Consider the following 25,189-nt stretch of genomic DNA (forward strand, 5'->3'; position numbering starts at 1 on the left):
ACCGCCGGCCCCCGATAGCGGATAAGCAGCGCCCCCAGCGTCCCCAGATGCTGCCCAAATCGTGCTGAAAACAAGGCAATGCGGAACACGTGCACGTGTTCGACAAATTGGGTTCCATCACCACAAACGGCGGAAGAGCGTCGCATCATCTCCATCCCCTCGCCTTGCTTTGGTCAAACCCGGCTGGACTCGTGCGTCATCGGGCCGGGCTCATCCGATCTGGGTGGGCTCCCCTCAACAGATCGGCTCGCGCCAATGCGAGCGACCAGGACTTTAACACCCGGGCTTCAACGCCTGGGCTTCAAAGGAGCTGCGATGCTCGCGACGCTGAACCCCAAGCAAATCGTCGATGAGATCGTGAAGGACACGGTCAAGGACAACGATCCGCACGACGCGATTCAGATCTCGCCCGACATTGTGCTGGCCTCGCGCCCGATCAGCGTTGCGCCGGCGTTGGCGCCCGAAATTGCGACCCGTCCGGAGCCGAAATTCGCGCCGCCGCCCAAACTCTCTCTGGAGCCCAGATTCGCTCCTGTCTCGGAGCCGCAGACGGCGGCACCGCCCTCGGTCGACACAGCCGTGCGCGCCGCAGCGAGCGATGACCATGTCCGGCCGAAGCGATCCGCAGTGCGCAAGTGGCTGCGCGGTGCGTTCGTCACGTTTCTGTTTGCGGGAGGAAGCGCCGCCGCCACCGTCGCGTGGGAGCAGCACGGCGATACCGCCAAACAGATGCTCGCCGAATGGACCCCTGCATTAGCGTCGCTAACGTCGCTGCTGCCCTCCACGTCGCAGACCGCGCCGGTCGCCCCCGCGCAGGCCGCGCCGCCTACGGATCAAGCTGTGCCGGCCGCAGCACAAGCGGCGGCCGATCAAACGACCGATCAATCGGCCGCGCCGCCCGTGGCGCAGGTTGCAACAGCGACGCCTGCGGCAACGTCGTCCGATGCAGCGCAGTCGGTGCAATCGATGACGCGCGACCTCGCCGCGATGGCGCAGCAGATCGAGCAGCTCAAGGCCAACATCGCCGAGTTGAAGGCCGGACAGGAGCAGATGGCGCGCGAGATGGCGAAGCCGCCCGCGCCGAAACCGGTGGCTGAGGCCAAGCCGGTCGATCCGCGCGTACGCGCTGCTGCGCTCCCAGCGCGGGCTCCGTCACCGCCGCCGGTTCGCAAGCCGAAACCGGTCGTGTCGCACACCTACATGCCGGCTTATTCGCCCGCGCCGCTCACACCTCCGCCGCCGCCATCGCAGGCCGCAGCCGTCCCGCCGCCACCGGTCGCCACGACCCAGGCCGTTGCCGACGACGACGGACCGGTCGTGCGTCCGCCGATGCCGTTGCGCTGACGCGCGCAACAGCAACAGCGCGGCCGCTGCGACAACACGCACGCTGTCCGAGTCGATGTGATGCGTTGAGTCCGGGCAATTACGGAAAAGCGATGTTTTCCGCTCATGAGAAAAGGCCGTCGGGATCTATGCCGGCGGCCTTCTCTTGCAGCTGCCGGTTCCCGGAGCCCGGTTCTGCTGCAATTCCATGCCTTATGATTGCGCCACGTATTTAATAAATTCTTAATGACCCTGCATGCTGCACATCATTTCTGCGCCATAAGCACAGAGATTGCGCGGCCTGTTCATTCGATAGATATCGACTCAGTGGTACCATCCCGGATGTGTCGAGATTTCCATTGAAGACTTGTTTTCAGAGCTGGGTCGTCACACCGGGGAATTCGGATGCCTTACTACTCCTTCGATCTTGTGGTTGGTGAAGAGTTCAGGAACCAGGGCGGGATCATTCTCGAAGATATCGAGGTTGCCTCCGATCGCGCCGATCAACTGGCATGCGAGCTGTCGCAGGTGAAGCCGGAGCTGCAGCAGAAGGGTTGCGCGGTGCGCGTCACCGATCGCGATCACAATGAGCTTTATCGAACGCCGCTCGATCCGGTGCCGGCCTGGCGCCGCTGACTATTCGTCGAGCGCCGGCGGCTCGAACCAGTTCGTCAGCGACAATCCGCCGTCGACGACAAAGGCCGCGCCGGTGACGTAACCGGAGAGCTTGTTCGACAGCACCGTGAGCGCCATCGGTGCGAGGTCGTTGGCCTCGCCGAGACGCCCGAGCGGAATGTGCCGCGCCAGCGCGGGATCCGCAACGAACCCGCCGGCCGCGATCGCGCCGGGCACCAGGGCGTTGACGCGGATGCCGTGGCGGCCAAACGTCTTGGCCAGCTCCTTCACCAGCATCGCCATGGCCGCCTTCGCCGTCGAATAATGCGGCAAATTGCGCGGCGTGCCCGCATGCAGCGAGGTGAGAAACAGGAACGAGCCGGGCCGCTTCGCCGCGATCAGCCGCTTGGCGAGGTTGCGCGCCAGGTGAAAGCCGGCATCGAGATTGACGGCATGCATCTGCTGCCAGATCCTGCGATCGACCGCGAGCGCATGATCGGCCTCCCGCCGCGGCGGCGATGCGCTGTGGACGAAATGCGTGATCTCGCCCAATGCTGCGTGCGCCGTCGCAAGCAGTGCGTCGCACGCCTCCAGCTCGGCGAGATCGCCGACCCAGGGCACCGCCAGTTCGGGCCTCGGGCTGGCGCTGATCGCAGCAGTCACCCGCTCGGCGTTGACATCGGCGAACACGGTCCGGACGCCCTCGCCGACCAAGGCCTGCGCGATCGCGCGGCCGATGCCGTTGCCCGCGCCGGTCACGAGCGCCGTGTCACGGGTAGGATCGAACGGCGTGCTGAACAGGCTCATTTCGCTCTCCGAAGCCGGGATGCGGTGCCACGATAGCGCACCGCAGAGGGAAGCGACAAATTCGCACCTGGCACCATTGCGGAGCAGCCCGCCGGACGCTAGCCTCCTGAAAAAGACAGAGGAGATACCAAGGATGCGCTACGGTTTCCTGATGGCTGGCCTGTTGCTGATCGCAGCTCCCGCCCAAGCCGAGGACCACCCACGCTCGACCTATGTGACGATGGTCCTGCAGGCCTTCGCCGCCAAGGTGGAATGCCCGGGCACGGACGTCGTCTATCAGGACCTCGTGCAGAAGGCGCAGCAGATGCAGCTGCCTGACGGCACCACGGAGAAGGTGCGCAAGGCGATCGCCTGGATGCACACCGGCGGCAAGATGGGCGAGAAGCAGGACGACGATCTGATGGCCGAGGTTGCGGTGGCGACCCAGGCGACGGACCTGAACCAGCGCCGTCTCGGCATGCCGACCTGGTGCGAGGCCCAGAAGACCAACCTCGCCGGCCTGATCCGCGCCAAGGGCGGTTAGCAGGGGCGGCTAGCAGGCCGGTTTTCGCGGCGTTAAGCACGTCGCCGGGAGATCCTGCGCCGGCCAACAATTGTCACAATTCTGGAAAGCATGCGGGGCCTCTTCGAATTCGAACAGGAACCTCTCATGCGGATGATCCATTTCGTTTTCGCCGGCACGCTCGCGGCCGCCACGGTGCTGGCCGGCCCTGTGCTGGCGAAGAATTCAGACAGCCAAAAAGCCGAGGGCAATTCGCCCTCCTCGACCTGCAGCGCGTATCAGCAGACACCCGATGGGACTTGGGAGCCGCTTCCGTGCAAGGAGACGGGAGACCGCGGCCAGTCGCAAACCCGGCGATCCTCATCGCAGGGAACCGAGCGCGACGGCGACGGCCGTTGAGGCGGTTTGCTGCTCCGGTGGTCAGCTCTGGTGCGGCCCACGGATGATCTTCATGGCGTCGGCGATGTGACGCCACTCCCTGGCCTCATCGGCCTCGCCGCGGCCCTCGCAAGCCTGGGCCTGCTCGGCGGCCTTCGCGATCGCAGCAAAACCGTGCTGTTCGAGCATCTGCCGCGCAACAGTATGGACCTGGACCTCGGACATCATGGGCGCTCTCCGTCTGACGAAACCGCGGAGCCCGGCTCGGCATTCCGCGGTCTACGATAACGATTGCGCCGCAGATCCCGTTCCGCCCGTCGTCGATCACATCGACAGGCCCCGGGAGCGTGAGTGATGCGAACGACAAAGGCGGCCCGCCATGCCCAGCGGACCGCCTTCTCACCCACCCCAAAATGGCTCGTCGTCGGCCGCGGTCCCTACGCGACCGCCACGCGCTTGCGCTCGATATCGTTGGGCACCTCGATATCGACCTCCAGGGTCGATACCTCGTCGCCGCGCTCGAGCCGGACGATGACCTTGGTCGGGTCCAGCGTGACGTGCTTGGAGACGACGGCGAGAATTTCCTCACGCAGCACACCGAGCAGATCGGGCTGGCCACGCATTCCGCGTTCATGGGCAAGCAGGATCTGCAACCGTTCGCGAGCGACGGGTGCAGTGGCTTTCTTGCCGCGGAGAAGTCGAAGCAGACCCATGCTCATGCAGCCCTCCGTCGCAGCAGGCGGTCCATCAGACCTCTGCGCTCGGCGGGAACGTGCATCGTCACGTTCTCGCCGCAGAGGCGCTTGGCCGCGTCCATATAGGCCCGCGCCGGCGCTCCATCCGCGTTCGACAGCGTCACCGGCGTGCCGACGTTGGAGGCCTTCAACACGTCCTGGCTCTCGGGGATGATGCCGAGCAAGGGCGTTGCGAGGATTTCCAGGATATCGTCGATCGTCAGCATCTCGCCGCGCGCGGCGCGGGAGGGATCGTAGCGGGTGATGAGAATGTGCTTCTCGACCCGCTCGCCCTTCTCGGCCCGCACCGTCTTGGAATCGAGCATGCCGATGATGCGGTCGGAATCGCGCACCGAGGACACTTCCGGATTGGTGACGATCACAGCCTCGTCGGCAAAGCGCATGGCCATGGAGGCGCCGCGCTCGATGCCGGCCGGGCTGTCGCAGATCACCCAGTCGAAACGGGCGCGCAGTTCGTCGATGACCTTGCCGACGCCCTCTTCCGTGAGCGCGTCCTTATCGCGCGTCTGCGAAGCCGGCAGCAGCCAGAGGTTTTCCAGCCGCTTGTCCTTGATCAGCGCCTGCGGGAGTTTCGCAACGCCCTGCACCACGTTGATGAGGTCGAACACGACCCGGCGCTCGGCCCCCATCACCAGGTCGAGGTTGCGCAGGCCGACGTCGAAGTCGACGACGACGACCTTGTCGCCGCGCTGCGCCAGCGCAGCTCCCAGGGCGGCGGTCGTCGTGGTCTTGCCGACCCCGCCCTTGCCTGATGTCACGACCAGTACCTTGGCCATTTCTGAAATCTCCTTCTGGTCAGTTCAGCGCGGTAATTCGCATGGTGTTGCCCTGCAGCCAGGCCTGGGCCGGCCTGCCGCGAAGCGCGGCGTCGATATCGTCGGCAGTCTGATAAAACCCATCGATCGCAAGCAGTTCGGCTTCGATCTTCTGGCAATAGATGCGCGCGCTGGTGCGGCCGTTGACGCCCGCCATGGCGCGGCCGCGCAGCGCCCCGTAGACGTGAATCGATCCGCCGGCGACGACTTCCGCGCCGGAGCCGACCGAACCCAGGATGGTCACGTCGCCTTCCGGGAAGATCACGGTCTGACCCGAGCGCACGGGGTTTTCGAGCAAAAGCGAGGTCGGCTTGGTCTCGGTCTTCGTCTCTGGCTTCTTCGGCGCGCTTGGCTCGACCATACAGCTGCGTCCGCCCGAGAGCAGCGGCGGCATCATCGGGGTCAGCCTTGCCTCCTCCACGCCCTCGATGCCGAGCACGCGAATGTTGCGGTCCTGCAGGCTGGTGAGCAGATGACCGATGCCGGACTGGCTGAGATCGACCGAGGACAAGTCGATCACCACCGGCCGGCCGGCAAAGAAGCCCGGCGAGCGCGCGATGGTGGCGTCGATCTCGTGCAGCCAGTCCTGAACCGGAACCGTCGGCGTGAACACGAAGGCCACATAGGAGCGCCCGCGCAGGCGCACCATTTGGCGTTGAGGTTTGACTGCAGCCTCCATCACGGCCGACTCGTTCCCTGTTATTGAATGGTTAACGATGCGGCGGATATGGTTAACGGCCGGTTAATTCTCCGTGGGATTACGTGGGGGATGGGGTGCGCTGATCTCGCGATCGGCTGGGGCAAGCGTTGAACGGGCGCTCTCGCCCAGCACACGATGTCATCGTCCGGCTTGACCGGGCGATCCGGTACTGCGTGAAGGCGTTGAGTCGCCCGACGGGCCGCGGCGGACTGGATGCCCCGGTCGAGCCGGGCATGACACCGGTGAGTAGGTGAGCGCGCCGACTGCCCCCCTACTTCCTCACCTTGCTCGCATCCATCTTGATGCTCGGATCCAGCATCTTGGTCGTGAACGCCGTCGTCACGTCGAACGGCTTCTCCATGCCGAGATAGGTCTGGACCAGCTCGTAATCCTTCTTCATCCGCTCGCCGTCGATCCAGCCGAGCCCCTTGGTGGTGGTGAACTCGTCCGTCATCAGGAACTTGATGCGCTCCCACTGGCGCTCCTGGTTCTCCTTGTCGAGGCCGGAGACCTGGTCGAGCAGCGCCTTCAGGCAGGGCGCGACGTCGGCAACGCAGGCCACAAAGGCCTTCTGCGTGACGCGCACGAAGTCTTCGACCACCTTCGGGTTCTTCTGCAGGTACGCGCCGTTGACGATCAGCGAGTTGCCGTAAGGATTGAGCCCGATCTCCTTCCAGTTGACGTAGCCGAGGTCCTGGCCGAACTCGATCACCTTCAGATCATGCTCGTTGTAGAAGTCGCTGATGATGTCGACGGTATGGCTTTTCAGCGCCGCGATCTTCGCGGTCGGCCCGACATTGACGAAGCCGACCGAGTCCGGTGCAAGCCCTGCGGCTTTCGCAAAGGCCGGCCACATCACGCGCGAGGCATCGCCCGGCGGATTGCCGATCTTGTGGCCGGCGAAATCCTTCACCCCGTTCACGCCGTAGCTCTTCAGCCAGTAGAAGGTCTGCCCGGTATTGGCGTAGACGCTCATCACGGCAACGGTGTCGGCGCCCTTGCCCTTGGCCACCAGCATGGTGGCAAGGTCGGCGACGCCGAAGGGCGAGCCGCCCGAGCCGACCTTGGCAGCGGAGACGCCGGAGCCCTTGCCGGTCTCGATCGTGAGGTCGATGCCGGCCTTCTCGTACCAGCCCTGCGCCTTGGCGTAGTAGTACGGCGAGTGATCGGCCGTCGGCGTCCAGTTGAGGATCAGGTTCACCGCTTCACCCGCGCTCGCCGGCACCGCCGGCAAACCGAGCATCAGGGCCACGACAGCCACCTGCAAACGCTTCATCGCATCTCTCCTCATGCCAGCGACCCGGCTTGTCGCTCTCCCCGTGTGAGGATACCAATGCAACAAGCCCGCCCTCAACTTGTCAACTGTTTGGTTGGAAATGCCCGCAAAACGATCTGGCGACACCGTGCCGCAGCGCCGCGACCCCGTCGCCACCCGCAACAAGCTGCTCACCGCGGCGCGCCTGGAATTCGCCCGGCACGGCTTTGCGGGCGCCCGCGTCGACGAGATCGCCGAGCGCGCGGGCGTCAACAAGCAGCTCGTCTACCACTATTTCGGCGACAAGGACGCGCTCTACCTCGCCGTCCTCGAATGGGTCTATGAGGACATCCGCGAGCAGGAGCGCAAGCTCAATCTCGAAGGCCTGCCGCCGGAGAAGGCGATCCGCAAGCTGATCGAGGCCTCGTTCGACCATCTGGCCGCACACCCCGATTTCATCGTGCTTTTGAACGACGAGAACCGCGGCGGCGCCCGCCACGTCCGCGGCTCGACGCGGCTGGAAGCGATGCATTCCCCCCTGGTGAAGAGTGTTTCGCACATCCTCAATGAAGGGGTGCGCGCGGGCGTGTTCCGCAAGGGGATCGACCCGGTCCAACTCTATATCTCCATTGCCGGCCTCAGCTATTTCTTCTTCTCCAACACGCCGACGCTGTCGGCGATCTTCGGCAAGGACCTGTCGAGCCGCAGCGCACGCCGCGCCCGCCGCCGCCACGTCGCCGATCTGGTGCTGCAGTCGCTCCGGCCCTAATCAACCAATTGGTTGAAACTTTCCCCGGGGACGGTTAGGCTGGCGACCTGCGGCATCGCCGCCGCGCCAACAGGGAGCAATCGGTGGCAGGAGACGGCGCACACGCCTCGCGCAGCTTTGCGGTCATCCTGGTCGTGCACCTCGCCGTGCTCGTGCTCTGGCAGGTCGCGGTCGATGCCTTCCACGTGCCGAAATTCATCCTGCCCTCGCCGCTCGCCACCGTTCAGACGCTGGGAACCACAGGCTACGCCTGGGGTTCCAACACGCTGGTCACGGCGCTCGAGATCCTCGGCGGCTTCGCGCTTGGCGCTCTCGTCGGCGTCGCGCTCGCGGTGATCTTCAGCTGGGCGCCGCTGCTCAGCCTCGTGCTGCTGCCGCTGTTCGTGACGCTGAACATGATCCCGAAGGTCGCGCTCGGCCCGCTCTTCATCGTCTGGTTCTCCTACGGCATCGTGCCGAACATCCTGATCGCGTTCAGCATCTGCTTCTTCCCGATCCTGCTCACCACCGCACGCGGCTTGCGCGAGGTCGAGCCGGATCTGCTCGATCTCGTGAAGTCGCTGCGCGGCTCGCGCTGGACGCTGTTCCGCAAGATCCAGCTGCCGGGATCGCTGCCTTACATCTTCTCCGGCATGAAGGTCGGCGCCATCCTGGCGGTCGCCGGCGCCATCGTCGGCGAGTTCATCGCCTCCGAGCGCGGGCTCGGCTACCTCATGATCCAGGTGCAGTCTTCGCTCGACACGCCCGCGATGGTGATGGCGGTCGTGCTGCTGACGCTGCTCGGGGTCGCTCTCTATGGCCTCGTGCTCGCCCTCGAACGCATGTTCGTCGTCGGCGACGCAAGACAGACTTAGGAACGGCAGACTTGAAGGACAGAATCATGCTGCTCACCCGCCAGACGCTGCCGAAGACCATCCCCGATATTGCGGCCCTCGACGAGCTGCTGTGCCGGCCGACCCAGGCCCTGATCGACGACCTTAGGAAGGTCGAGGGCGACATCATGATCCTCGGCGTGGCCGGCAAGATGGGCCCGACGCTGGCGGGCCTTGCGAAGGCCGCAGCTCCCGATCGCCGGATCATCGGCGTGGCCCGCTTCAGCGACGCCGGCGTGAAGGACTGGCTGCACGCGCGCGGTGTCGAAACGATCAACTGCGACCTGATGGACGAGACGGCGATTGCGGCGCTGCCGAAGGCGCCGAACATCGTCTTCATGGCTGGCCGCAAGTTCGGCGCCGAGGGCGATCTGGCGCTGACCTGGGCGATGAACGCGCATGTGCCCGCCCTGGTGGCACAGGCCTTCCCCTCCTCGCGCATCGTGGCGTTCTCGACCGGCTGCATCTATCCGTTCGTCCCGGTCGACGGCAAAGGCTCGACCGAGGACATGGCGCCGAACCCGCCCGGCGAATATGCGCAGTCCTGCGTCGGTCGCGAACGGATGTTCGAGTATTTCTCGCACAAATTCGCGACCCCGGGCCGGCTATTCCGCCTCAACTACGCGATCGACATGCGCTACGGCGTGCTGCACGACATCGCGACCAAGGTGCTTATGGGCACGCCGATCGACGTCAGCCTGGGCCATGTCAATTTCATCTGGCAGGGCGATGCGTCTGCCCAGGCGCTGCGCTGCCTCGCGCACTGCACCACGCCGACCTCGCCGCTCAATGTCAGCGGCCACGAGATCTTGGCGGTGCGCGATCTCGCCCAAAAATTCGGCGCAAGGTTCGGCCGCGCGCCGGTGCTGACGGGCAAGGAAGAGCCCACAGCATGGCTGACCGACACGTCAAAGGCAGTCGCACTGTTCGGCCTTCCCGTCGTCGACACCGAACAGCTGATCGCCTGGACCGCCGACTGGGTCTCGCGCGCCATGCCGAGCCTCGGCAAGCCCACCAAATACGAGGTGCGCGATGGACGCTACTGACGGCCCGTCCATCCTGACGCTCGGCGTGCAGGACGCGATCGCGGGGCTGGCGCTCTCGACGGAAGCGCACTGGAATCAGACCGAGGAGGACTGGCGCATCTTCCTGCGCGACGGCATCGTGTTCGGCATCCGTGACGGCGCGCGGCTGGTCGCGACCGCGGCACTGCTGCCCTATTCCGGGAACAACGCCTGGCTCAGCATGGTGCTGGTCTCAGGCACCCATCGCCGGCGCGGCCTTGCCACCCGTCTTGTCGACGTTTGCCTGGAAACGGCGCGAAAGAACGGCCTGACCAGCTGGCTCGACGCTACGCCCGACGGCGCTGCCGTCTACGGACCGCTGGGGTTCATGCCGACGCTGCAATTGCGTCGCCTGAAGCTGGTGAAGCCTGCGCGAGCCGAGACGCCGCCACCATCATCCGCCACGCTCGATGCGCTTGCCATGCGGGATCGGCGCGCGACTGGTTTCGACCGGATCGCCCTCCTCTCTGCCTTCGCCCAGCGTCCCGGCTCGCGCATCGTCGCCGCGAATGGCGCCATCGCGCTGGTGCGCGATGGCCGGACCGCCCGCCATATCGGCCCGTTGTTTGCCGATAATGCCGCGGCAGCTCTGGCTCTGGTTGACGGGATCGTGCGCTCCGAGACCAGCCCGCTGCTGCTCGACGTTGTCGCCTCGCAAGCCGCGTTCCTGGAAGGCTTGACCGCCGCTAGCTGGACCGTCGAGCGCCCGTTCCAGCGCATGCGGTTCGGCCCCGCCACCTCTACGGGCGAGGAAACCCCATTCGCCGTCGCCGGCCCCGAATTCGGATAGGACATCATGCACCACAGCCAGATCAACAGCGACATCCGCAAGCTGATTGCCGACGGCACCGTGCTGCCGGCGCACCCCCTCGCGCTCACCGCCGAACGTCAGCTCGACAAGACGCATCAGCGCGCGCTGACGCGCTATTACATCGACGCCGGCTCAGGCGGCCTTGCGGTCGGCGTGCACACGACGCAGTTCGCGATCCGCGATGTCGGCCTCTACCGCCCGGTGCTCGAGCTCGCCGCCGAGACCGCGGCCGATTGGACCAAGCGTCCGCTGGCGATGGTCGCGGGCCTCGCGGGTCCGACGAGGCAGGCGGTCACCGAGGCCCGCACCGCGCGCGACATCGGCTACCACGCCGGGCTGCTCAGCCTCGCCGCGATGAAGAGCGCCTCCGAGGACGAGATCATCGCGCACTGCACGGCGGTCGCGGCGGAAATCCCGCTGGTCGGCTTCTATCTCCAGCCAGCCGTCGGCGGCCTCGTCCTGTCGAGCCGCTTCTGGCAGCGCTTTGCCTCGATCGACAACGTCATCGCGATCAAGGTCGCGCCGTTCAACCGCTATCGGACGCTCGATGTGCTGCGCGGTGTCGCGGCGGCCGGCGCGCTCGACCGCGTCGCGCTCTACACCGGCAATGACGATCACATCCTGCTCGATCTCACCTTGCCCTTCGATCTGCGCGACAACGGCGTCACGACCCGCACCTACTTCAGAGGCGGCCTGCTCGGCCATTGGTCGGTGTGGACCGCGAGCGCGATCAAGCAGTTCGAGCGCTGCAAGGCGGCGCGGCACAAGGACATCGTACCCGCGGATCTGCTCGCGCTCGATGCCCGTGTCACCGACTGCAACAGCGCCTTCTTCGATGTCGCCAACAATTTTCACGGCTGCATCGCCGGCTGCCACGAGGTCTTGCGCCGCCAGGGCCTGATGCAGGGCCTGTGGTGCCTCGATCCGAACGAGGGCCTCAGCTCCGGCCAGAAAGAGGAGATCGACCGCGTCACGCGCGAGCACGCCGACCTCAGCGACGATGCCTTCGTCGCCGCGAACCTGAACAAATGGCTGGCATGAGCCCAGACCCCTTCATCAGCCTGCAGGGCGTCCGCAAGGTCTATCGCAGCGGCGGCGCCGAATTCCTGGCGGTCTCCGACGTCACGATGGACGTGCAGGAAGGCGAACTCGTCTCGCTGGTCGGCCCGTCCGGCTGCGGCAAGACGACGGTGATGAAGATTCTGGCCGGCCTGCACGGCGCCGACGGCGGCACCGTCAGGATCGGCAACGCCCACAGCCCGTTCGATCCGACCCGCGACATCGGCATGGTGTTCCAGCAGGCGCTGCTCCTAAAGTGGCGCACCATCCTGGACAACGTGCTGCTGCCGGCCGAGATCGTCGGCCTGCCGATCAAGGCCGCGCGCGAGCGGGCGCGCGACCTGCTCAATCTCGTGGGGCTCGCCGGCTACGAGCAGAAATATCCGCAGCAGCTGTCCGGCGGCATGCAGCAACGCACCGCGATCGCACGCGCCTTCATCCACGATCCCAAATTGATCCTGATGGACGAGCCGTTCGGCGCGCTGGATGCGCTGACGCGCGAGCAGATGAACCTGGAGATGCTGCGTATCTGGCGCGAGAGCGGCAAGACCATCATCTTCGTCACCCATTCGATCCAGGAAGCGGTTTTCCTGTCGTCGCACTGCGCCGTGCTGACGGCGGGACCTGCGAAGATGGCCGACTATTTCCCGATCGACCTGCCCTTCCCGCGGGATCTTCCGCTGAAGACGACGGATGCGTTCGGCGCTTATGCCCGAAGGATCTACGCGAAGCTCGGACTAGGGGCGGCGTAGGAAGCTAGCTCAGGTCTTCCCGGCGGATCATCGTCGCGCATGGTGGGCACGCTTCGCTTTGCCACCCCTGCGGTACTGTGCCGCTATACCGCGCGCGCGTCATAAACGTACATGAAATCCATGCTCCTCGATCCCAGCGGCAGCAGCCATTTCAGCATCTGATTTCTCATCCACGCGCCGGTGGCGCTGAATTCGCGCTTGCTGTTGCCGTTGCGGCGCGCCATCGCGACGATCTTCTCGGTACGCGGGCGACGCTCGGCCTCGAAGGCCTGGAAAGTGGCGCCGAGCTCCTGGCCCTCCTGCATCAAGCGCGCGAGCCGCATCGCATCCTCAAGTGCCAGCGAAGCGCCCTGACCGGCATGGGGGCTGGTCGCGTGCGCGGCGTCCCCAATCAGCAGCGAGCGCTTGCGCGACCAGGCCGGCAAGGTCGCGACGTCGAGCGTGTCGGTGACCACGATATTCTCGGCGGCCTCGATGATATCAGGGATCGGATCGTGCCAGCCGCGATGGAAGCCCCGCAGATGCTGCTTCAGTGTCGCCTGGTCGAGCGCACGAAACATCGCCGCGTCCATGCCGTGCGCAGGCTGCGTGCTCCACCACATCACGCCATCGTTCGGATCCGGGCTGCAATAGCCGTAGCCGAAGAAGCCGCTCTGGCCGAACGTCGTCTCGACGTGCCGGCCGATCGATCTGCCGTCGAGGACTGCGTGCGGCACGAAGCCGCCGAAGCCGATCAGTCCAGTGTCGAAAGGTTGCGGGCCGTCCGGCACCACCTGGCGTCGCGTCACGGAGTGGATGCCGTCGGCCCCGATCAGGAAGTCGCCCTCGGCCGTGGTGCCGTCGGCGAAATAGGCAATGACCGGCTGGTCGCCGCGGTCCTCGATCTTGATCAGGCGCTTCTCGAAATAGAGCGAGACGCAGGCGCACCAGGCCTTGTCGATGAGGATTTCGTTCAGTGTGGCACGGCAGACGTTGACAGCCGGCTGGCCGAAGCGCCCTACCATGTCGCGGTTGATCGACCCGAGCATCGTGCCGCCTTGCGAATAGAAGTCGAACGACTCCGCGACCGAGCCGCGGCTGATCAACTCGTTCGCCAGCCCGATCTCGTCCATCACATGCATACCGTTCGGCGCGATCTGAAGGCCGCCGCCGATGCCCTTCGAATAGGGCCAGGCCTCGTAGATCGCGGACTCGATGCCGGCGCGGCGCAGCAGGATCGCGGCCACCGGACCGGCGATGCCGGCGCCGATGATCAGGGCCTTGCGGGGACGATAAGGCATGGCTTGCTCCCGACGTTTCCGTGGTGCTAGGAGAAATTACGGCTGCTAAATCTCTTAGCAGCTAAGATATATACCGCCTAAGATATGAGGTCAGCCTTGTCAAGGACGAAGGCGCGCACTGCGCTGTTGCAGGAGCTTGAAGAGGCGATGCGCAGGTCGTCGGCGCAAGGCGTGCTCTATGGGCAAACCGTTGCCAACGTTGCCGGAATTGCCAATTCCGACCTCGAATGCATGGACATCCTGTATCTCGAGGGCCGTGTCACCGCAGGGAGGCTCGCCGAGGTCACGGGCCTCACGACCGGCGCGATCACCGGCGTGGTCGACCGGCTCGAAAAGGCCGGCCTGGTGCGCCGCGAGCGCGACGAGAAGGACCGCCGCAAGGTCTTCATCGCCGTCGTGCCGGAGGCGGCGATGAAGATCGGCCAGTTCTACGTGCCGATGCAGCAGGCGATGGAGAAGGTGTTAGGTGGTTATTCCGACGAGGAATTGCGTCTGCTGCTGCGGTTCGCCAACGAGGGCTACAAGGGTGTGCTCGCGGCGACGGAGGCCCTGAAGGGCCTGCTCGACACGCCACCGGAGAAGCGGCCGGCTCTCAAGCTGAAGACGCGTCCTCGCCAGCCCTGATCTTGTAGATCTGCGCGGCTGCGATCATGCCCCACATCGCGCCCAGCATCATCCAGAAGTGCCGCCAGTGGTCGGTGTCGATCACGAAGCTTTCGCCGACGGTGCCGACGAAGGCGGAGAACACGGCCAGATAAGCGCGCTGCCACGGCACGGGGACGAAGATGTGGCGGAAGCCTGTGATCACGGTGGTGAAGACCAGCGCCGGATAGCACACGCCGGACAGCCAGCCGCCGGACATGAAGGCGTTGAGGTAGGAGTTGTGGGTGTCCTCGGGGAAGAAGCGGTGGAATTGTAAGGGGCCGATGCCGAACGGCAGGTCGAGCGCCATCTCGGCACCCAGGATGTGGCGGCCGAACCGGCCGAAGCGACCCTCGTCGTAGCTCTGGTCGAAGCTCGCGCGCTGCTTGAACATCTCTGCGGTGGAATCGAACGACAGCAGCACAGCGATCAATGCGAGGCCCAGCACGGCGGCCACGATCGCCATGACGATGATGCGCGAACGCTGCGCGTTGGTGCGGCCGGTCAGCACCATCAGCGCCAGCATGAAGGCGGAAGTCAGCACCAGCCCGCCCCAGGCGGCGCGCGAGAAGGCGAGCAGGATCGCGAGCGACATGATGCCGACGGCGATGACGTTGCGGAACGCCTTGGCCAGCTTGTCCGAAACCACGCTCTGGAGCGCAAACAGCGCCGGCAGGATCAGAAAAGCGCCGAGCACGTTCGGGTCCTTGAACGTGCCACGCGCGCGTCCGTAGAGCGTGAGCAGGTCGTTGCCTCCGGGCACGAGGTGAAAGTAGCCGGCGACCGCCAGGAGCGAAGCGACCATCGCGCCGACAACGAGCCCGCGGCGGAGCATGTCGAGCCGGGCCGCGGTGTCCTCGGACATGACCATGGCAAAGAATACGACGGTCACCGCCATGTACCAGGAGGTCGCGATCCAGCTCACCACCTCGGACTGCTCGAACAGCGGGATCGCGCTGATCGTGTAGCCAACATTGAGCAGCACCAGCAGCACGACCAGCGGCATCAGCGCGAGCCGCAAGCGAAGACCGGTGGCGAAGAACGTGACCGCCGCGAGCAGCGTCATGATCTCGTAGGGGCTCGGCTCGATGAAGACGATTGCGCCGGAGGCGCCGACCAGCCACACCAGCGCGCGCTGCAGCGCCAGCACGCCGGGCGCAGCCGGTGCAGCCAATCTCACTCCATCGGCTGTCGCCGCATACGCCATCACATGCTCATACGCTTACGCAACTCTTACGCCACAAACACTGCTGTCATCGCCCGGCTTGACCGGGCGATCCAGCACTCCGTGGCGCCTGTTGTGGAAAACAGTTGGCGCCGCGGCGTACTGGATGCCCCGGTCGAGCCGGGGCATGACAGAGAACTCTCAACTCAGTACGCGTTCTCGTTCTTGGTCAGCAGCGAGATCGGCGTCTTCAGGAGAATGTAGAGGTCGAACAGCACCGACCAGTTCTCGATGTAATAGAGGTCGAACTCGACGCGCTTCTGGATCTTCTCTTCGTTGTCGATCTCGCCGCGCCAGCCGTTGATCTGGGCCCAGCCGGTGATGCCCGGCTTGACGCGGTGGCGGGCGAAATAGCCGTCGACGGCCTCGTCGAACAGCCGGCTCTGGAGCTTGCCCTGCACCGCGTGCGGGCGCGGGCCGACCAGGGACAGGTTGCCGGAGAAGACCACGTTGAAGAGCTGCGGCAGCTCGTCGAGGCTGGTCTTGCGGATGAAACGGCCGACGCGGGTGACGCGCGGATCGTTCTTGGTCACGACCTTCGAGGCCGTCGGATCGGCCTGGTGGTGATACATCGAGCGGAACTTGTAGACGTCGATGCGCTCGTTGTTGAAGCCGAAACGCTTCTGGCGGAACAGCACCGGTCCCGGGCTGTCGAGCTTCACCGCGAGCGCGACGAGGCCCATTACCGGCAGGGCTGCGAGCAGCGCGAGGCTGCCGACGACGCGGTCGAACAGCCATTTCATCACCAGGTCCCAGTCGGTGATCGGGGCCTCGAACACGTCGAGCGTCGGCACCTCGCCGAGATAGGAATAGGAGCGCGGCCGGAAGCGCAGCTTGTTGGTGTGAGCGGACAGACGGATGTCGACCGGCAGCACCCAGAGCTTCTTCAGCATCTCAAGGATGCGCGTCTCCGCCGAGATCGGCAATGCGAACAGCACGAGATCGACGCGGGTGCGGCGAGCGAATTCGACGATGTCGTCGACCTTGCCGAGCTTCTGCGCGCCGGCGCAGGTTTCGAGAGCGCGGCTGTCGTTGCGATCGTCGAACACGCCGAGCACGTGGATGTCGGAATCCTCCTGCCCCTCCAGCGCTTCGACCAGCTGCTCGCCGTTGCTGTCGGAGCCGACGATGATGGTGCGGCGGTCGAGCCGGCCCTGGCGCGCCCAGCCGCGCACCAGCGAGCGCAGCACCAGGCGCTCGGCGATCAGCGCGGCGAGCCCGAGAAAGTAGAAGGCGGCAAGCCACAGCCGCGAGATTTCGCTGCCGTATTTGGCGAAAAAGGATATGCCGATGAACAGCAGGAAGACGAACGACCAGGACGAGATCATCCGTGTCATCTGCCGCAGCTGCCCGCGGAACAGCTGCACCTGATAGATGTCGGCGGCCTGGAAGCAGACCACGGCGGCGACCGCGACGGCGACGACCTCCGCGGGATAGACCCAGTTGAAGCCCGAGAGCGGCATCACATAGCCGACATAGAGCGTGATGCCGACGAGGCTCAGCAGCGTGAAGTCGGCCAGGCGCACGAAGCCGGCGATCACGATCGGCGAATAAGCGCGGGCGACCTTCTGGTTGACGACTTCGAGCGCGGCGGGCGTCAGCCGGCGACGGCGCTCGACGAAGGGTTGGTCAGCGGGCTTCGCCGCAGCGCTGGTCGCGGCGTCGAGCATCGAGCGTGCGTTGAGCGGTTCCACGGGCGTCCACGTCCATTCCAAAGCCCGCGGCACGGCCTTGAGCGCCCGGGCGAGCATCCCCTGGCCCTTCGATTATCGAACAAATCGGAAGATTCTCTAAAGCGGGCCTAAGGATGGTTAATGATTGGCAAATGCGTCGCGATAGCCGGCGAGCACGCCGTCGACCATCGCGGCTTGCGAGAAATGCGCGGAGATGCGTTCGCGCAAGGTGGCCGCGCGCTGTGCCGTTACCTGGGAATCGTCGAGCGCTGCGGCGATCGCCTCGGCCATGGCCTCGGAATTGCTCGGCGCGAACAGGGCCGGACTCTCCGCCCCGAAGATTTCGGGGATGCCGCCGACTCTGGACGCGATCATCGGGATGCCGGCCGCGCCCGCCTCGATCACGACATAGGGCATGGAATCGCCGCGCGAAGGGACGACGAGCAGCCGCCCTTTGGAGAAGCCGTAGCGCGCCTTGACGTGGCCGATGAAGCGGATTGCGCCTGACAGGCCGAGCTTTTCGACCTGCGCCTTCAGGGCCGCCGTTTCCTCGCCGTCGCCGCCGAGCGTCAACGTGACCTTCTTGCCGCCCTCGTGCAGGCGCGCCACGGCCTCGACCAAGAGATCCGCACCCTTGATGTGCCTGAACTCGCCGACATAGCAGAGGTCGGTGGCATCGTCGGCGGTCACGACAGGCTCGAACTCCTCGGGCGTGACGCCATTGAAGACGCAGCGCACCACGCCCTTGGGTGTGCCGACGATGCGTTGATAGGTGTCGCGGGCGAATGCGCTCTCGAACAGGAACAGGTCGGTCGAATCCATCAGCGCGCGCTCCAGCCGCGCGTAGAACTCGCCCTTGAAGGTGTTGAGCGGATAGTGCAGCGAGCCGCCATGCGGCGTGTAGATGCGGATGGTGTCGCCGGAGCGTCGCCGCATCCGGATGAAGGCGCCGGCCTTGGCACCGTGGCCGTGCATGACGTCCGGCTTCAGCGTGGCGATCAGGCGCCGCATCCGCAGCCACACCAGGACATCGTCCGGCGAAGGTTCGCGGCGGATCGCGAGGCGGTGCACCCCGAGCTTCAGCCGCGGCGCGAGCTCGGCAAGCGCCTTGTCGGCGCGTTCGCCGCCGGTGAGGCTGTCGGCGAGGATGCCGACATGATGGCCGCGGTCGACCTGTCCATTGGCGACGTCGAGGATGTGGCGGAAGATACCGCCGACCGGAGCGCGCACGGCGTGCAGGATGCGAAGCGGCCGGTCAGGAGAGAGTGGCATGAATCAAAACCAGCGCTCGACGACGTGTGCCGAACAATTCCTTGGAAATATCGAGACGGATTAAGAGCCCTCGTGGTTAACAAACGGTGACCGGTACGACCGCAACGATCGCCGGATGCTGCGATTAACCCAGCGGCAACCTTAATGGAGTGTAATCGCCCCGGTTGAGTTAGCTTGGTGGCATTGCCCCTGCGGGAGTGTTCGATGCGTTTAGCGTTCTGGCGTGCCGGCAAGGACAAGGCGGTGGTTGCGCGGGCCGTGTCAAAGCCCAGAGCCGAAGTCGCGCCCAAAGCTGAAGTCAAGGCTGAAAGGGCTGAAGTCAAGGTCGAGCCCAGGATTGAAGCGAGGCCTGCGCCGATCGTCACGAAGCAGACGCAAGTCGAATCCGGCGATATCGACCTGCACGCGCTCGGTGCCGCATTGGCACGCAAGCGCGGCTGGATCGTCGTGCCGACGGTGCTGGCGCTCGTCGCCTCGATTGCCGCCGTCAATCTGGTCACGCCGCGCTACAAGTCCGAATCGCGCATCCTGATCGATGGCCGCGAGAACGTGTTCCTGCGCCCGAACAGCGACCGCACCGAGGAGCGGCAGGCGCTCGACGCCGAGGCCGTCACCAGCCAGGTGCAGCTCGTGCTGTCGCGCGATCTCGCACGCGAGATCATCAAGAAGAACAAGCTCGCCGAACGTCCCGAATTCGATCCGGTGCTGCAAGGCGTCTCGCCGCTGAAGTCGCTGGCCGCGATGATCGGTATCGGCCGCGATCCGTTCTCGATGACGCCGGAAGAGCGCGTGCTCGATGCCTATTACGAGCGCCTTCAGGCCTATGCCGTCGACAAGTCGCGCGTGATCGTGGTCGAATTCCAATCCGCCGATCCCGAGCTTGCGGCCCGCGTCGCCAATTCGATCGCCGACGGCTATCTCGTGCTCCAGCAGGGCGCGCGCCAGGAGCAGGCCAAGAACGCGAGCCTGTGGCTCGCCGGGGAAATTGAGAATCTGCGCAAGAAGGTCTCCGACGCCGAGGCCAGGGTCGAGGATTTCCGTTCCAAGTCGAGCCTGTTCGTCGGCACCAACAATACCACCCTGTCGAACCAGCAGATGGGCGAGGTGAACACCCAGCTCAATAATGCGCGCTCGATGAAGGCGGACGCCGAATCCAAGGCGCGGCTGATCAAGGAGATGCTCCAGAGCGGCAAGCCGATCGAGGCGTCGGAGGTGCTGAACTCCGAGCTGGTGCGGCGGTTGTCGGAGCAGCGCGTCACGCTGCGTGCCCAGCTTGCCGAGCAGTCCTCGACGTTGCTCGGCAACCATCCGCGCATCAAGGAATTGAAAGCCCAATTGGGCGATCTCGATACCCAGATCCGCGACGAGGCGGCCAAGATCTCCCGCTCGCTCGAAAACGACGCGCGCATTGCCGAAGGCCGGGTCAACGGCCTGACCGTGAGCCTGGAGCAGCTCAAGAAGCAGGCGGCCTCGACCAACGGTCAGGACGTCCAGCTTCGCGCGCTCGAGCGCGAAGCCAAGGCGCAGCGCGATCTGCTCGAGACTTACCTGGCCAAGTACCGCGAGGCCAACACCCGCGAGACCATCGACACCGCGCCAACCGATGGCCGCATCATTTCGCGCGCCATCGTCTCGAACACGCCGGCCTATCCGAAGAAGCTGCCGATCGTGCTGATCGCGACGATCGCGACGCTGCTGCTATCGTCCGGCGTCGTCGTCACCGGGGAGTTGTTGCGCCAGACCGCACCGCGCGCGGTGGCGGCGGTTTTCCCGGCACAGGCGCCGGTGCGCCAGGAGGCGGCAGTCCAGCCGGTCGTCGAACCGACCGCCGAGCCCCGCATCGATCCCGATTTGGAAGAGCCCGTACCGCTGCAGCCGGAGATGACGACCGATGCGGACGTCACCGAATTCGCCGAGATCGAGCAACTGGCCGACCGCCTGCGCGCCGCCGGCGCTGCAGCGAAGAAGGTCACCGTGCTCGGCACTGCCTCAGGCGAAGCCATCACGCTGTCGACACTGACGCTGGCCCGGCATCTGGCGCGCGAGGCGCGCGTCGTCGTGGTCGATCTCGCCGCGTCCTCGCCGACGATTGCCGCGGTGTGCGTCGACGCTTCGGCGCCCGGCCTTGCCGAGCTGATGCAAGGAGAGGCGTCGTTCGCGCAAGTTATCACCCGGGACAAGCTGTCGCGGCTGCATCTGGTGATGGCCGGCCGTCCCGGCTTCGATCGCAGCCTGCTGCAATCGCCGCGGGTGACGCTCGCCATCGACGCACTGCTGCGCGCCTATGATCACGTCCTGATCGACGCCGGCAGCGCCTCGGACCTTCCGGCCGAACTGCTGACGGCGCATGCCCGCGCCGTCGTGGTGCCCGATACCGCGATGGCGCCCGACGCGCGCAACCTGATGTGCGAGCAGCTGAGAGAGGTCGGCTTCAGCGAGGTGACCATGCTGAGCAAGCCGGTGCAGGCCTCGAATGCGACGGAAGCGCCGCGCGTGGTGGCGGCGTAGGTCTTACCCGCTCCCCTTGTAAGGGCTTTGCACAAAGTCGGGGGGAGCTTTAGAGGCGCCTAATTTGCAGACGTCTTTTGGCCCGGGGGCCCACCCAACAATGCCGAGCTACGTCTCAACCTCAAACGTCACCCCCGCATTGTCCCGCAGCCGCTTGATGAGCTTGTGCTGCATCGCTGCGCCCGGCGTCCAGAGACCGGCCGGAACATCCGGCGTGTCGCGCAACAGACAGATGGCGCATTCGGAGATCATCTTCGCCGTTGAGGCATAGCCGGGATCGAGATCGCCTTTCACCGCCACACGAACCTGACGGCCGTCGGGCGCGATCGCGACATAGAGCACGTCGTAGTGACCGTTGTCGCGCTCTTTCTTCGACGGCCCCTCGCCCGGCTTGAGCGCTGTGGGGCCGGTCTTTTCGCTGTTGGCGGCCATGACCAGCTTCGCGTTGGCCTGCCCTTCGTCCCCTGTCCCCGTCAGCACCATCTCGTCGTAGACAAAATCCCGGCCATACGGGAATCCCATCAGCATGTTGGAGCGATGGACGTTGCGCGTGTTCAGCGTCGCCATCGCAAACGGCGCGGACCAGGATTGCAGGTCTTCCTCGAAAACAGGCTTGTTGCCGCGCGGCTGTTTCGGTCCCTCGAAGCCGGGCGTGAACGCGAAGGGGTCCTTGAGGATCGACACCAGGCTGAGATCCCGCGCAACTGCTTCGAAGGTGACCCTCGCGCTTGCCGAGGTGCCGCCGGAGAACTTCCAGCTGAGGTCGCGGACGCGCCCCTTGACGCGAGATACAGGCGCTCCGAACACGCGCCTGGCTTCCTCCTGCACGAAGAACGCACCGAGTTCGAACGGAATGGAATCGAAGCCGCACGAGAACATGATGCGCGCGCCGCTCGCCTTGGCGGCCGCCTCATGCATATCGATCATCTGCTTTAGCCAGATCGGCTCGCCGCAGAGGTCCATATAGTCGGTGCCCGACGCGGCGCAGGCGGCGAGCAGATCGGAACCATAAAGCTGGTACGGACCGACGGTGGTGACGACGAGCTTCGCCTGATCCACCATCGCCTGCAGCGATGCGGGATCGGCTGCGTCGGCAACGATGAGCGGCGTGTCCTTAGGTGCGCCGATCGCGTCGCGAACTGACGTGAGCTTGTCTCTGCTGCGTCCTGCCATCGCCCATGTCGGCGCCCCGTCCCCGACGTAGTGCGCGGCGAGGTACTCGGCAACGAGCTGGCCGGTATATCCGGTAGCGCCGTAGACGACGATGTCGAACTTCGCTGACATGGATCGCGCGGTCCTCGGAGGCGTGGACGTTATGCTTCCACAGCGAACGTCAGCCCCGTATTGTCCCGCAGCCGCTTGATCAGCTTGTGCTGCATCGCCGCGCCCGGTGTCCAGAAGCCGGCCGGAACGTCCGTCGCGTCGCGCAGCAGGCAGATGGCGCATTCGGAGATCATCTTCGAGGTCGAGCCGTAGCCGGGATCGCGGTCGCCGGTGACGCCGGCGCGGACCATGCGGCCGTCGGGGGCAATCGCGACATAGAGAAGGTCGAAACGGCCGTTCTCCCGCTCCTCTTTCGACGGCCCCTCGCCCGGCTTCGGCGCGTTCGGGCCGGTCTTCTCGGCGTTCGCCGCCATCACGCGCTTGGCGTTAGCCTCGCCCTGCTCGCCGGGGCCGGTCAAAACCATCTCGTCGTAGACGAAGTCCTGGCCATACGGGAAACCCATCAGCATGTTGGAGCGATGGACGTTGCGCGTGTTGATCAGCGCCATCATGAACGGCGCGGCCCAGGATTGCAGATCCTCCTCAAGCACCGGCCTGTTGCCCTTCGGCTGCTTCGGGCCGGTGAAACCCGGCGTCAACGCGAACGGATCGTTCAGGATCGCGATCAGACTGATGTCCTTGGCGACCGCGTCGAAGGTTGCCTTCGCGCTTGCCGCGGTGCCGCCCGACAGCGTGCCGCGCATGTCGCGCACACGGCCCTTCACGCGCGCGGCGGGCGCGCCGAACACGCGTTTGGCCTCTTCCTGCACGAAGAAAGTCCCAAGCTCGAACGGCACGGAATCGAAGCCGCAGGAGAACACGATGCGCGCGCCGCTCTCTTTCGCAGCCGCCTCGTACTTGTCGATCATCTGCCGCATCCAGATCGGCTCACCGCAGAGATCGAAATAATCCGTGCCGGTCGCAACGCAGGCCGCGAGCAATTCCTCGCCATAGAGCTGATACGGACCGACCGTCGTGATCACCGACATCGTCTGCTCCGCCATCGCCCTCAGCGAGGCCGCGTCCGACGCATCCGCAACGATCAGCGGCGTATTCCCGGGCGCGCCGATCGCATCGCGTACCGATTTCAGCTTGCCGAGGCTGCGGCCGGCCATCGCCCATTTCAGCGAATTGTCAGTTTTGTATTGCCTCGTCAGATACTCGGCGACGAGCTGGCCGGTGAAACCGGTTGCGCCGTAGACGACGATGTCGAATTTCGCAGAGCTCATGGTCGTCCCTTACTTTTTCGCGTAACTCACGCCCATGCCGGCACGGACGTCGCTTTGAATGCCATAGGGCGGGATCGGATAGCGCAGGCCGTTCCGGGCCAGCGCCTTCATGCCCTCGATTGCCTTGGCGAGATGCGCGGGCTTCAAGGCCATCAGCATCTCCTCGTCCGGCACGCCGCCATAGCGCCGTTCGGCATAGCATGGCAAGGACAGGCTGGGCTCCCCGGTCTTGAGCGCCCGCCCCCAGGAATCGGCGCAAGCGGTCTCGCCGACCACGCCCCATTCGAACTTCTTGTAGCCGGTATATTGCAGCCCGTTGATCAGGATGATCATCTGCCCGGGCGTCGCATAGACGAGGCAGATGTCGGGCGGATCGAGCCGCCCGCTCGCGAGCGGACTGACGGCGAGCGCCTGATATTGTCCGAACGGAACAACGTCCAGCGCCTCCTGCCGCTTGCGCGCGTCCTCCGCCGTGCCGTGCCAGATCCCGACATAATTTTCACCGGCGCGCCATTTGTCGTCCTGTGGCGCAAGGCCGATCACCGCGCGGCACTGCGCGCCGACGAGATCGTCGGCGGTGATGCCGACAGTCCAGCCCAGCCGCGCGGCCATGCTGACGATCTGGTCGGTGGTGTGGATCGCGTTCGGCCGCCGGATTTTTGGGATCGCCTCCATCTCCGCCGGTTGCGCGAACAACTTCATGCCGATCACATTCGTCTTCAACCGCAGCAGGCTGTTGAGATCGGCGACGAGGCCGGCAAGATCGATGCTGTCTGCACTGTGCTGTTGCATGGCTTCCTCCGGACGCAGCGATCGTGCGCCGCGTATTCTTGTTTTGCGGTTCTCGTTCTAGTCCTTGCCGGGTCCCGGAAGCAACTCGCCGGTCCTGCCCATCAGGCGGTAAGCCACGAGCCCGATCCACTCGCGCACCGCAACTTCGGTTCGGCCTAGTCCGTCCGCGCCGATATTGGTGAAAGACAAGAGATCGTCACGTCCGCCCATCCGCCAGTCCACCGGATAGGCCTCGACGTCAAATCCGGCCTTGCGGAAGATTCCCATCGAGCGCGGCATGTGGAAGGCCGACGTCACCAGCAGCCAGCGCTCGCCCGGCTTCGGCGTCACCAGCTGTTTGGTGAAAATCGCATTCTCCCAGGTGTTGCGCGAATTGCGCTCGAGGATCAGACGCTCTTTCGGGATGCCGAGATTCTCCAGGATCGGCGCGGAATAGTCGGCCTCCTTCGCCTCGGTCGAAACCAGGTTCGCGTTCCCCCCGGTGAACACGATGCGCGCGTTCGGATAGCGGCGCGCGAGCTCGGCCGGCGCGAACAGACGATCGGCTGCGTGCGCGACGACGGGCGTGCGATGCGCCGCCGAAAGATCGGTGTCGACCGAGCCGCCGAGCACGATGATGCCGTCGGGCGCGCCGCGCGAGGCGTCCCACGCGGGAAAGCGCGATTCCAGCGGATAGATCAAGAGATTGCCGAGCGGCGAGAACGCCGCCAGCGCCAGCAACACCAGCGTGGTCACGGCAAGCTTGCGGCCGAGCGCGGCAAAGCGCGTCGCCATCAGCACCAGCGCGACGATGCCGAGCTCGACCAGAAGGTTGATCGGCAGCAGCGC

At 65.3% G+C, this 25,189-nt stretch carries 26 protein-coding genes; 12 read left to right on the forward strand and 14 right to left on the reverse strand.

Annotation, left to right across the window (positions count from 1 at the left end; all coding sequences use genetic code 11):
• Positions 1 to 315: 315 nt before the first annotated feature.
• Together UNPA324_RS02435 and UNPA324_RS02440 are read left to right on the forward strand one after the other, a co-directional pair.
• Entirely contained in the window at positions 316 to 1,344 is a 1,029-nt protein-coding gene (locus UNPA324_RS02435; RefSeq protein ID WP_141938652.1) for a hypothetical protein, read from the forward strand.
• Positions 1,345 to 1,728: 384 nt separating this feature from the next.
• Positions 1,729 to 1,959, forward strand: a complete 231-nt coding sequence (locus tag UNPA324_RS02440) for a DUF6894 family protein (RefSeq protein WP_028136727.1) — start codon at positions 1,729 to 1,731, stop codon at positions 1,957 to 1,959.
• On the opposite strand, the gene UNPA324_RS02445 is transcribed toward UNPA324_RS02440, so the two are convergent.
• The gene (locus UNPA324_RS02445; protein ID WP_141933302.1) at positions 1,960 to 2,745 is read right to left on the reverse strand and encodes an SDR family NAD(P)-dependent oxidoreductase; all 786 of its coding nucleotides are present in this window, start codon (positions 2,743 to 2,745) and stop codon (positions 1,960 to 1,962) included. It lies immediately after the preceding gene.
• A 133-nt stretch (positions 2,746 to 2,878) separates the two neighbouring features.
• Here UNPA324_RS02445 and UNPA324_RS02450 point away from each other — a divergent pair, with 133 nt between their 5' ends.
• Together UNPA324_RS02450 and UNPA324_RS02455 are read left to right on the forward strand one after the other, a co-directional pair.
• A complete protein-coding gene (locus UNPA324_RS02450) occupies positions 2,879 to 3,268 on the forward strand; it encodes a hypothetical protein (RefSeq protein WP_141933304.1) in 390 nt (129 codons plus the stop codon).
• Positions 3,269 to 3,394: 126 nt separating this feature from the next.
• On the forward strand, positions 3,395 to 3,646 hold the full coding sequence (locus UNPA324_RS02455; protein WP_128920680.1) for a hypothetical protein: 252 nt from the start codon (positions 3,395 to 3,397) through the stop codon (positions 3,644 to 3,646).
• Between the two features lie 21 nt (positions 3,647 to 3,667).
• On the opposite strand, the gene UNPA324_RS02460 is transcribed toward UNPA324_RS02455, so the two are convergent.
• The 5 genes from UNPA324_RS02460 to UNPA324_RS02485 form a co-directional block, all read right to left on the reverse strand.
• A complete protein-coding gene (locus UNPA324_RS02460) occupies positions 3,668 to 3,853 on the reverse strand; it encodes a hypothetical protein (protein WP_128920679.1) in 186 nt (61 codons plus the stop codon).
• A 209-nt stretch (positions 3,854 to 4,062) separates the two neighbouring features.
• The gene (gene minE / locus UNPA324_RS02465) at positions 4,063 to 4,344 is read right to left on the reverse strand and encodes a cell division topological specificity factor MinE (protein WP_091888131.1); all 282 of its coding nucleotides are present in this window, start codon (positions 4,342 to 4,344) and stop codon (positions 4,063 to 4,065) included.
• Positions 4,341 to 5,156: a septum site-determining protein MinD gene (gene minD, locus UNPA324_RS02470; protein WP_128920678.1), complete on the reverse strand. Its 816-nt coding sequence runs from the start codon at positions 5,154 to 5,156 to the stop codon at positions 4,341 to 4,343. Before minD ends, minE begins: the two co-directional genes overlap by 4 nt.
• A 19-nt stretch (positions 5,157 to 5,175) precedes the next feature.
• A complete protein-coding gene (gene minC, locus UNPA324_RS02475; protein ID WP_141938654.1) occupies positions 5,176 to 5,874 on the reverse strand; it encodes a septum site-determining protein MinC in 699 nt (232 codons plus the stop codon).
• Between the two features lie 292 nt (positions 5,875 to 6,166).
• Positions 6,167 to 7,171, reverse strand: coding sequence for an ABC transporter substrate-binding protein (locus UNPA324_RS02485; protein WP_141933305.1), 1,005 nt, complete (start codon positions 7,169 to 7,171; stop codon positions 6,167 to 6,169).
• Positions 7,172 to 7,271: 100 nt separating this feature from the next.
• On the opposite strand from UNPA324_RS02485, the gene UNPA324_RS02490 reads away from it, so the two are divergent.
• The 6 genes from UNPA324_RS02490 to UNPA324_RS02515 all read left to right on the forward strand — a co-directional run bounded on the left by UNPA324_RS02490 (position 7,272) and on the right by UNPA324_RS02515 (position 12,477).
• Positions 7,272 to 7,919: a TetR/AcrR family transcriptional regulator gene (locus UNPA324_RS02490; RefSeq protein WP_141933307.1), complete on the forward strand. Its 648-nt coding sequence runs from the start codon at positions 7,272 to 7,274 to the stop codon at positions 7,917 to 7,919.
• Between the two features lie 83 nt (positions 7,920 to 8,002).
• Positions 8,003 to 8,773, forward strand: coding sequence for an ABC transporter permease (locus UNPA324_RS02495; RefSeq protein WP_141933309.1), 771 nt, complete (start codon positions 8,003 to 8,005; stop codon positions 8,771 to 8,773).
• A 26-nt stretch (positions 8,774 to 8,799) separates the two neighbouring features.
• A complete protein-coding gene (locus UNPA324_RS02500) occupies positions 8,800 to 9,837 on the forward strand; it encodes an NAD-dependent epimerase/dehydratase family protein (protein WP_141938656.1) in 1,038 nt (345 codons plus the stop codon).
• Positions 9,824 to 10,645 carry a GNAT family N-acetyltransferase gene (locus tag UNPA324_RS02505; RefSeq protein ID WP_141933311.1) on the forward strand — a complete coding sequence of 274 codons (822 nt, stop codon included), beginning with the start codon at positions 9,824 to 9,826 and terminating at the stop codon, positions 10,643 to 10,645. The genes UNPA324_RS02500 and UNPA324_RS02505 overlap by 14 nt, the downstream gene beginning before the upstream one ends.
• A gap of 6 nt (positions 10,646 to 10,651) precedes the next feature.
• A complete protein-coding gene (locus UNPA324_RS02510) occupies positions 10,652 to 11,707 on the forward strand; it encodes a dihydrodipicolinate synthase family protein (protein WP_141933313.1) in 1,056 nt (351 codons plus the stop codon).
• Complete coding sequence (locus UNPA324_RS02515; protein ID WP_128920672.1) at positions 11,695 to 12,477, forward strand: ABC transporter ATP-binding protein; 783 nt, start codon at positions 11,695 to 11,697, stop codon at positions 12,475 to 12,477. The genes UNPA324_RS02510 and UNPA324_RS02515 overlap by 13 nt, the downstream gene beginning before the upstream one ends.
• An 83-nt stretch (positions 12,478 to 12,560) precedes the next feature.
• Here UNPA324_RS02515 and UNPA324_RS02520 read toward each other — a convergent pair whose 3' ends face one another.
• Positions 12,561 to 13,757, reverse strand: coding sequence for an FAD-dependent monooxygenase (locus UNPA324_RS02520; protein ID WP_141933314.1), 1,197 nt, complete (start codon positions 13,755 to 13,757; stop codon positions 12,561 to 12,563).
• Positions 13,758 to 13,904: 147 nt separating this feature from the next.
• Here UNPA324_RS02520 and UNPA324_RS02525 point away from each other — a divergent pair, with 147 nt between their 5' ends.
• The gene (locus tag UNPA324_RS02525) at positions 13,905 to 14,381 is read left to right on the forward strand and encodes a MarR family transcriptional regulator (protein WP_164936419.1); all 477 of its coding nucleotides are present in this window, start codon (positions 13,905 to 13,907) and stop codon (positions 14,379 to 14,381) included.
• On the opposite strand, the gene UNPA324_RS02530 is transcribed toward UNPA324_RS02525, so the two are convergent.
• The 3 genes from UNPA324_RS02530 to UNPA324_RS02540 form a co-directional block, all read right to left on the reverse strand.
• Complete coding sequence (locus UNPA324_RS02530) at positions 14,350 to 15,606, reverse strand: O-antigen ligase family protein (RefSeq protein WP_181769265.1); 1,257 nt, start codon at positions 15,604 to 15,606, stop codon at positions 14,350 to 14,352. The genes UNPA324_RS02525 and UNPA324_RS02530 overlap by 32 nt on opposite strands.
• Positions 15,607 to 15,770: 164 nt before the next feature.
• The gene (locus UNPA324_RS02535) at positions 15,771 to 17,318 is read right to left on the reverse strand and encodes an undecaprenyl-phosphate glucose phosphotransferase (protein WP_181769266.1); all 1,548 of its coding nucleotides are present in this window, start codon (positions 17,316 to 17,318) and stop codon (positions 15,771 to 15,773) included.
• Positions 17,319 to 17,435: 117 nt separating this feature from the next.
• Positions 17,436 to 18,569 (reverse strand): glycosyltransferase family 4 protein, encoded by a 1,134-nt coding sequence (locus UNPA324_RS02540; protein WP_141933321.1) that lies wholly within the window; start codon positions 18,567 to 18,569, stop codon positions 17,436 to 17,438.
• Between the two features lie 204 nt (positions 18,570 to 18,773).
• On the opposite strand from UNPA324_RS02540, the gene UNPA324_RS02545 reads away from it, so the two are divergent.
• A complete protein-coding gene (locus UNPA324_RS02545; protein ID WP_128920666.1) occupies positions 18,774 to 21,077 on the forward strand; it encodes a GumC family protein in 2,304 nt (767 codons plus the stop codon).
• 108 nt (positions 21,078 to 21,185) lie between these two features.
• Here UNPA324_RS02545 and UNPA324_RS02550 read toward each other — a convergent pair whose 3' ends face one another.
• The 4 genes from UNPA324_RS02550 to UNPA324_RS02565 are packed head-to-tail and all read right to left on the reverse strand — an operon-like array spanning position 21,186 to position 25,186.
• On the reverse strand, positions 21,186 to 22,361 hold the full coding sequence (locus UNPA324_RS02550) for a saccharopine dehydrogenase family protein (protein WP_128920665.1): 1,176 nt from the start codon (positions 22,359 to 22,361) through the stop codon (positions 21,186 to 21,188).
• A 29-nt stretch (positions 22,362 to 22,390) separates the two neighbouring features.
• Complete coding sequence (locus UNPA324_RS02555; RefSeq protein ID WP_141933323.1) at positions 22,391 to 23,569, reverse strand: saccharopine dehydrogenase family protein; 1,179 nt, start codon at positions 23,567 to 23,569, stop codon at positions 22,391 to 22,393.
• 9 nt (positions 23,570 to 23,578) lie between these two features.
• Positions 23,579 to 24,361, reverse strand: coding sequence for a DUF169 domain-containing protein (locus UNPA324_RS02560; RefSeq protein WP_141933325.1), 783 nt, complete (start codon positions 24,359 to 24,361; stop codon positions 23,579 to 23,581).
• Positions 24,362 to 24,418: 57 nt separating this feature from the next.
• On the reverse strand, positions 24,419 to 25,186 hold the full coding sequence (locus UNPA324_RS02565; protein WP_164937403.1) for a YdcF family protein: 768 nt from the start codon (positions 25,184 to 25,186) through the stop codon (positions 24,419 to 24,421).
• Positions 25,187 to 25,189: the final 3 nt, after the last annotated feature.

The organism is Bradyrhizobium sp. UNPA324 (assembly GCF_006658635.1).
GTDB classification, from domain to species: domain Bacteria; phylum Pseudomonadota; class Alphaproteobacteria; order Rhizobiales; family Xanthobacteraceae; genus Bradyrhizobium; species Bradyrhizobium nanningense.

Coding starts and splice junctions, on each gene's coding strand:
- UNPA324_RS02550 (WP_128920665.1), bottom strand. CDS start 22,361: ATGTCAGCGAAGTTCGACATCGTCGTCTACGGCGCTACCGGATATACC.
- UNPA324_RS02435 (WP_141938652.1), top strand. CDS start 316: ATGCTCGCGACGCTGAACCCCAAGCAAATCGTCGATGAGATCGTGAAG.
- UNPA324_RS02520 (WP_141933314.1), bottom strand. CDS start 13,757: ATGCCTTATCGTCCCCGCAAGGCCCTGATCATCGGCGCCGGCATCGCC.
- UNPA324_RS02560 (WP_141933325.1), bottom strand. CDS start 24,361: ATGCAACAGCACAGTGCAGACAGCATCGATCTTGCCGGCCTCGTCGCC.
- UNPA324_RS02515 (WP_128920672.1), top strand. CDS start 11,695: ATGGCTGGCATGAGCCCAGACCCCTTCATCAGCCTGCAGGGCGTCCGC.
- UNPA324_RS02545 (WP_128920666.1), top strand. CDS start 18,774: ATGCGTTTAGCGTTCTGGCGTGCCGGCAAGGACAAGGCGGTGGTTGCG.
- UNPA324_RS02450 (WP_141933304.1), top strand. CDS start 2,879: ATGCGCTACGGTTTCCTGATGGCTGGCCTGTTGCTGATCGCAGCTCCC.
- UNPA324_RS02505 (WP_141933311.1), top strand. CDS start 9,824: ATGGACGCTACTGACGGCCCGTCCATCCTGACGCTCGGCGTGCAGGAC.
- UNPA324_RS02555 (WP_141933323.1), bottom strand. CDS start 23,569: ATGAGCTCTGCGAAATTCGACATCGTCGTCTACGGCGCAACCGGTTTC.
- UNPA324_RS02500 (WP_141938656.1), top strand. CDS start 8,800: ATGCTGCTCACCCGCCAGACGCTGCCGAAGACCATCCCCGATATTGCG.
- UNPA324_RS02455 (WP_128920680.1), top strand. CDS start 3,395: ATGCGGATGATCCATTTCGTTTTCGCCGGCACGCTCGCGGCCGCCACG.
- UNPA324_RS02440 (WP_028136727.1), top strand. CDS start 1,729: ATGCCTTACTACTCCTTCGATCTTGTGGTTGGTGAAGAGTTCAGGAAC.
- minD (WP_128920678.1), bottom strand. CDS start 5,156: ATGGCCAAGGTACTGGTCGTGACATCAGGCAAGGGCGGGGTCGGCAAG.
- UNPA324_RS02485 (WP_141933305.1), bottom strand. CDS start 7,171: ATGAAGCGTTTGCAGGTGGCTGTCGTGGCCCTGATGCTCGGTTTGCCG.
- UNPA324_RS02530 (WP_181769265.1), bottom strand. CDS start 15,606: ATGGCGTATGCGGCGACAGCCGATGGAGTGAGATTGGCTGCACCGGCT.
- UNPA324_RS02490 (WP_141933307.1), top strand. CDS start 7,272: ATGCCCGCAAAACGATCTGGCGACACCGTGCCGCAGCGCCGCGACCCC.
- UNPA324_RS02540 (WP_141933321.1), bottom strand. CDS start 18,569: ATGCCACTCTCTCCTGACCGGCCGCTTCGCATCCTGCACGCCGTGCGC.
- UNPA324_RS02445 (WP_141933302.1), bottom strand. CDS start 2,745: ATGAGCCTGTTCAGCACGCCGTTCGATCCTACCCGTGACACGGCGCTC.
- UNPA324_RS02525 (WP_164936419.1), top strand. CDS start 13,905: ATGCGCAGGTCGTCGGCGCAAGGCGTGCTCTATGGGCAAACCGTTGCC.
- UNPA324_RS02510 (WP_141933313.1), top strand. CDS start 10,652: ATGCACCACAGCCAGATCAACAGCGACATCCGCAAGCTGATTGCCGAC.
- minE (WP_091888131.1), bottom strand. CDS start 4,344: ATGAGCATGGGTCTGCTTCGACTTCTCCGCGGCAAGAAAGCCACTGCA.
- UNPA324_RS02460 (WP_128920679.1), bottom strand. CDS start 3,853: ATGATGTCCGAGGTCCAGGTCCATACTGTTGCGCGGCAGATGCTCGAA.
- minC (WP_141938654.1), bottom strand. CDS start 5,874: ATGGAGGCTGCAGTCAAACCTCAACGCCAAATGGTGCGCCTGCGCGGG.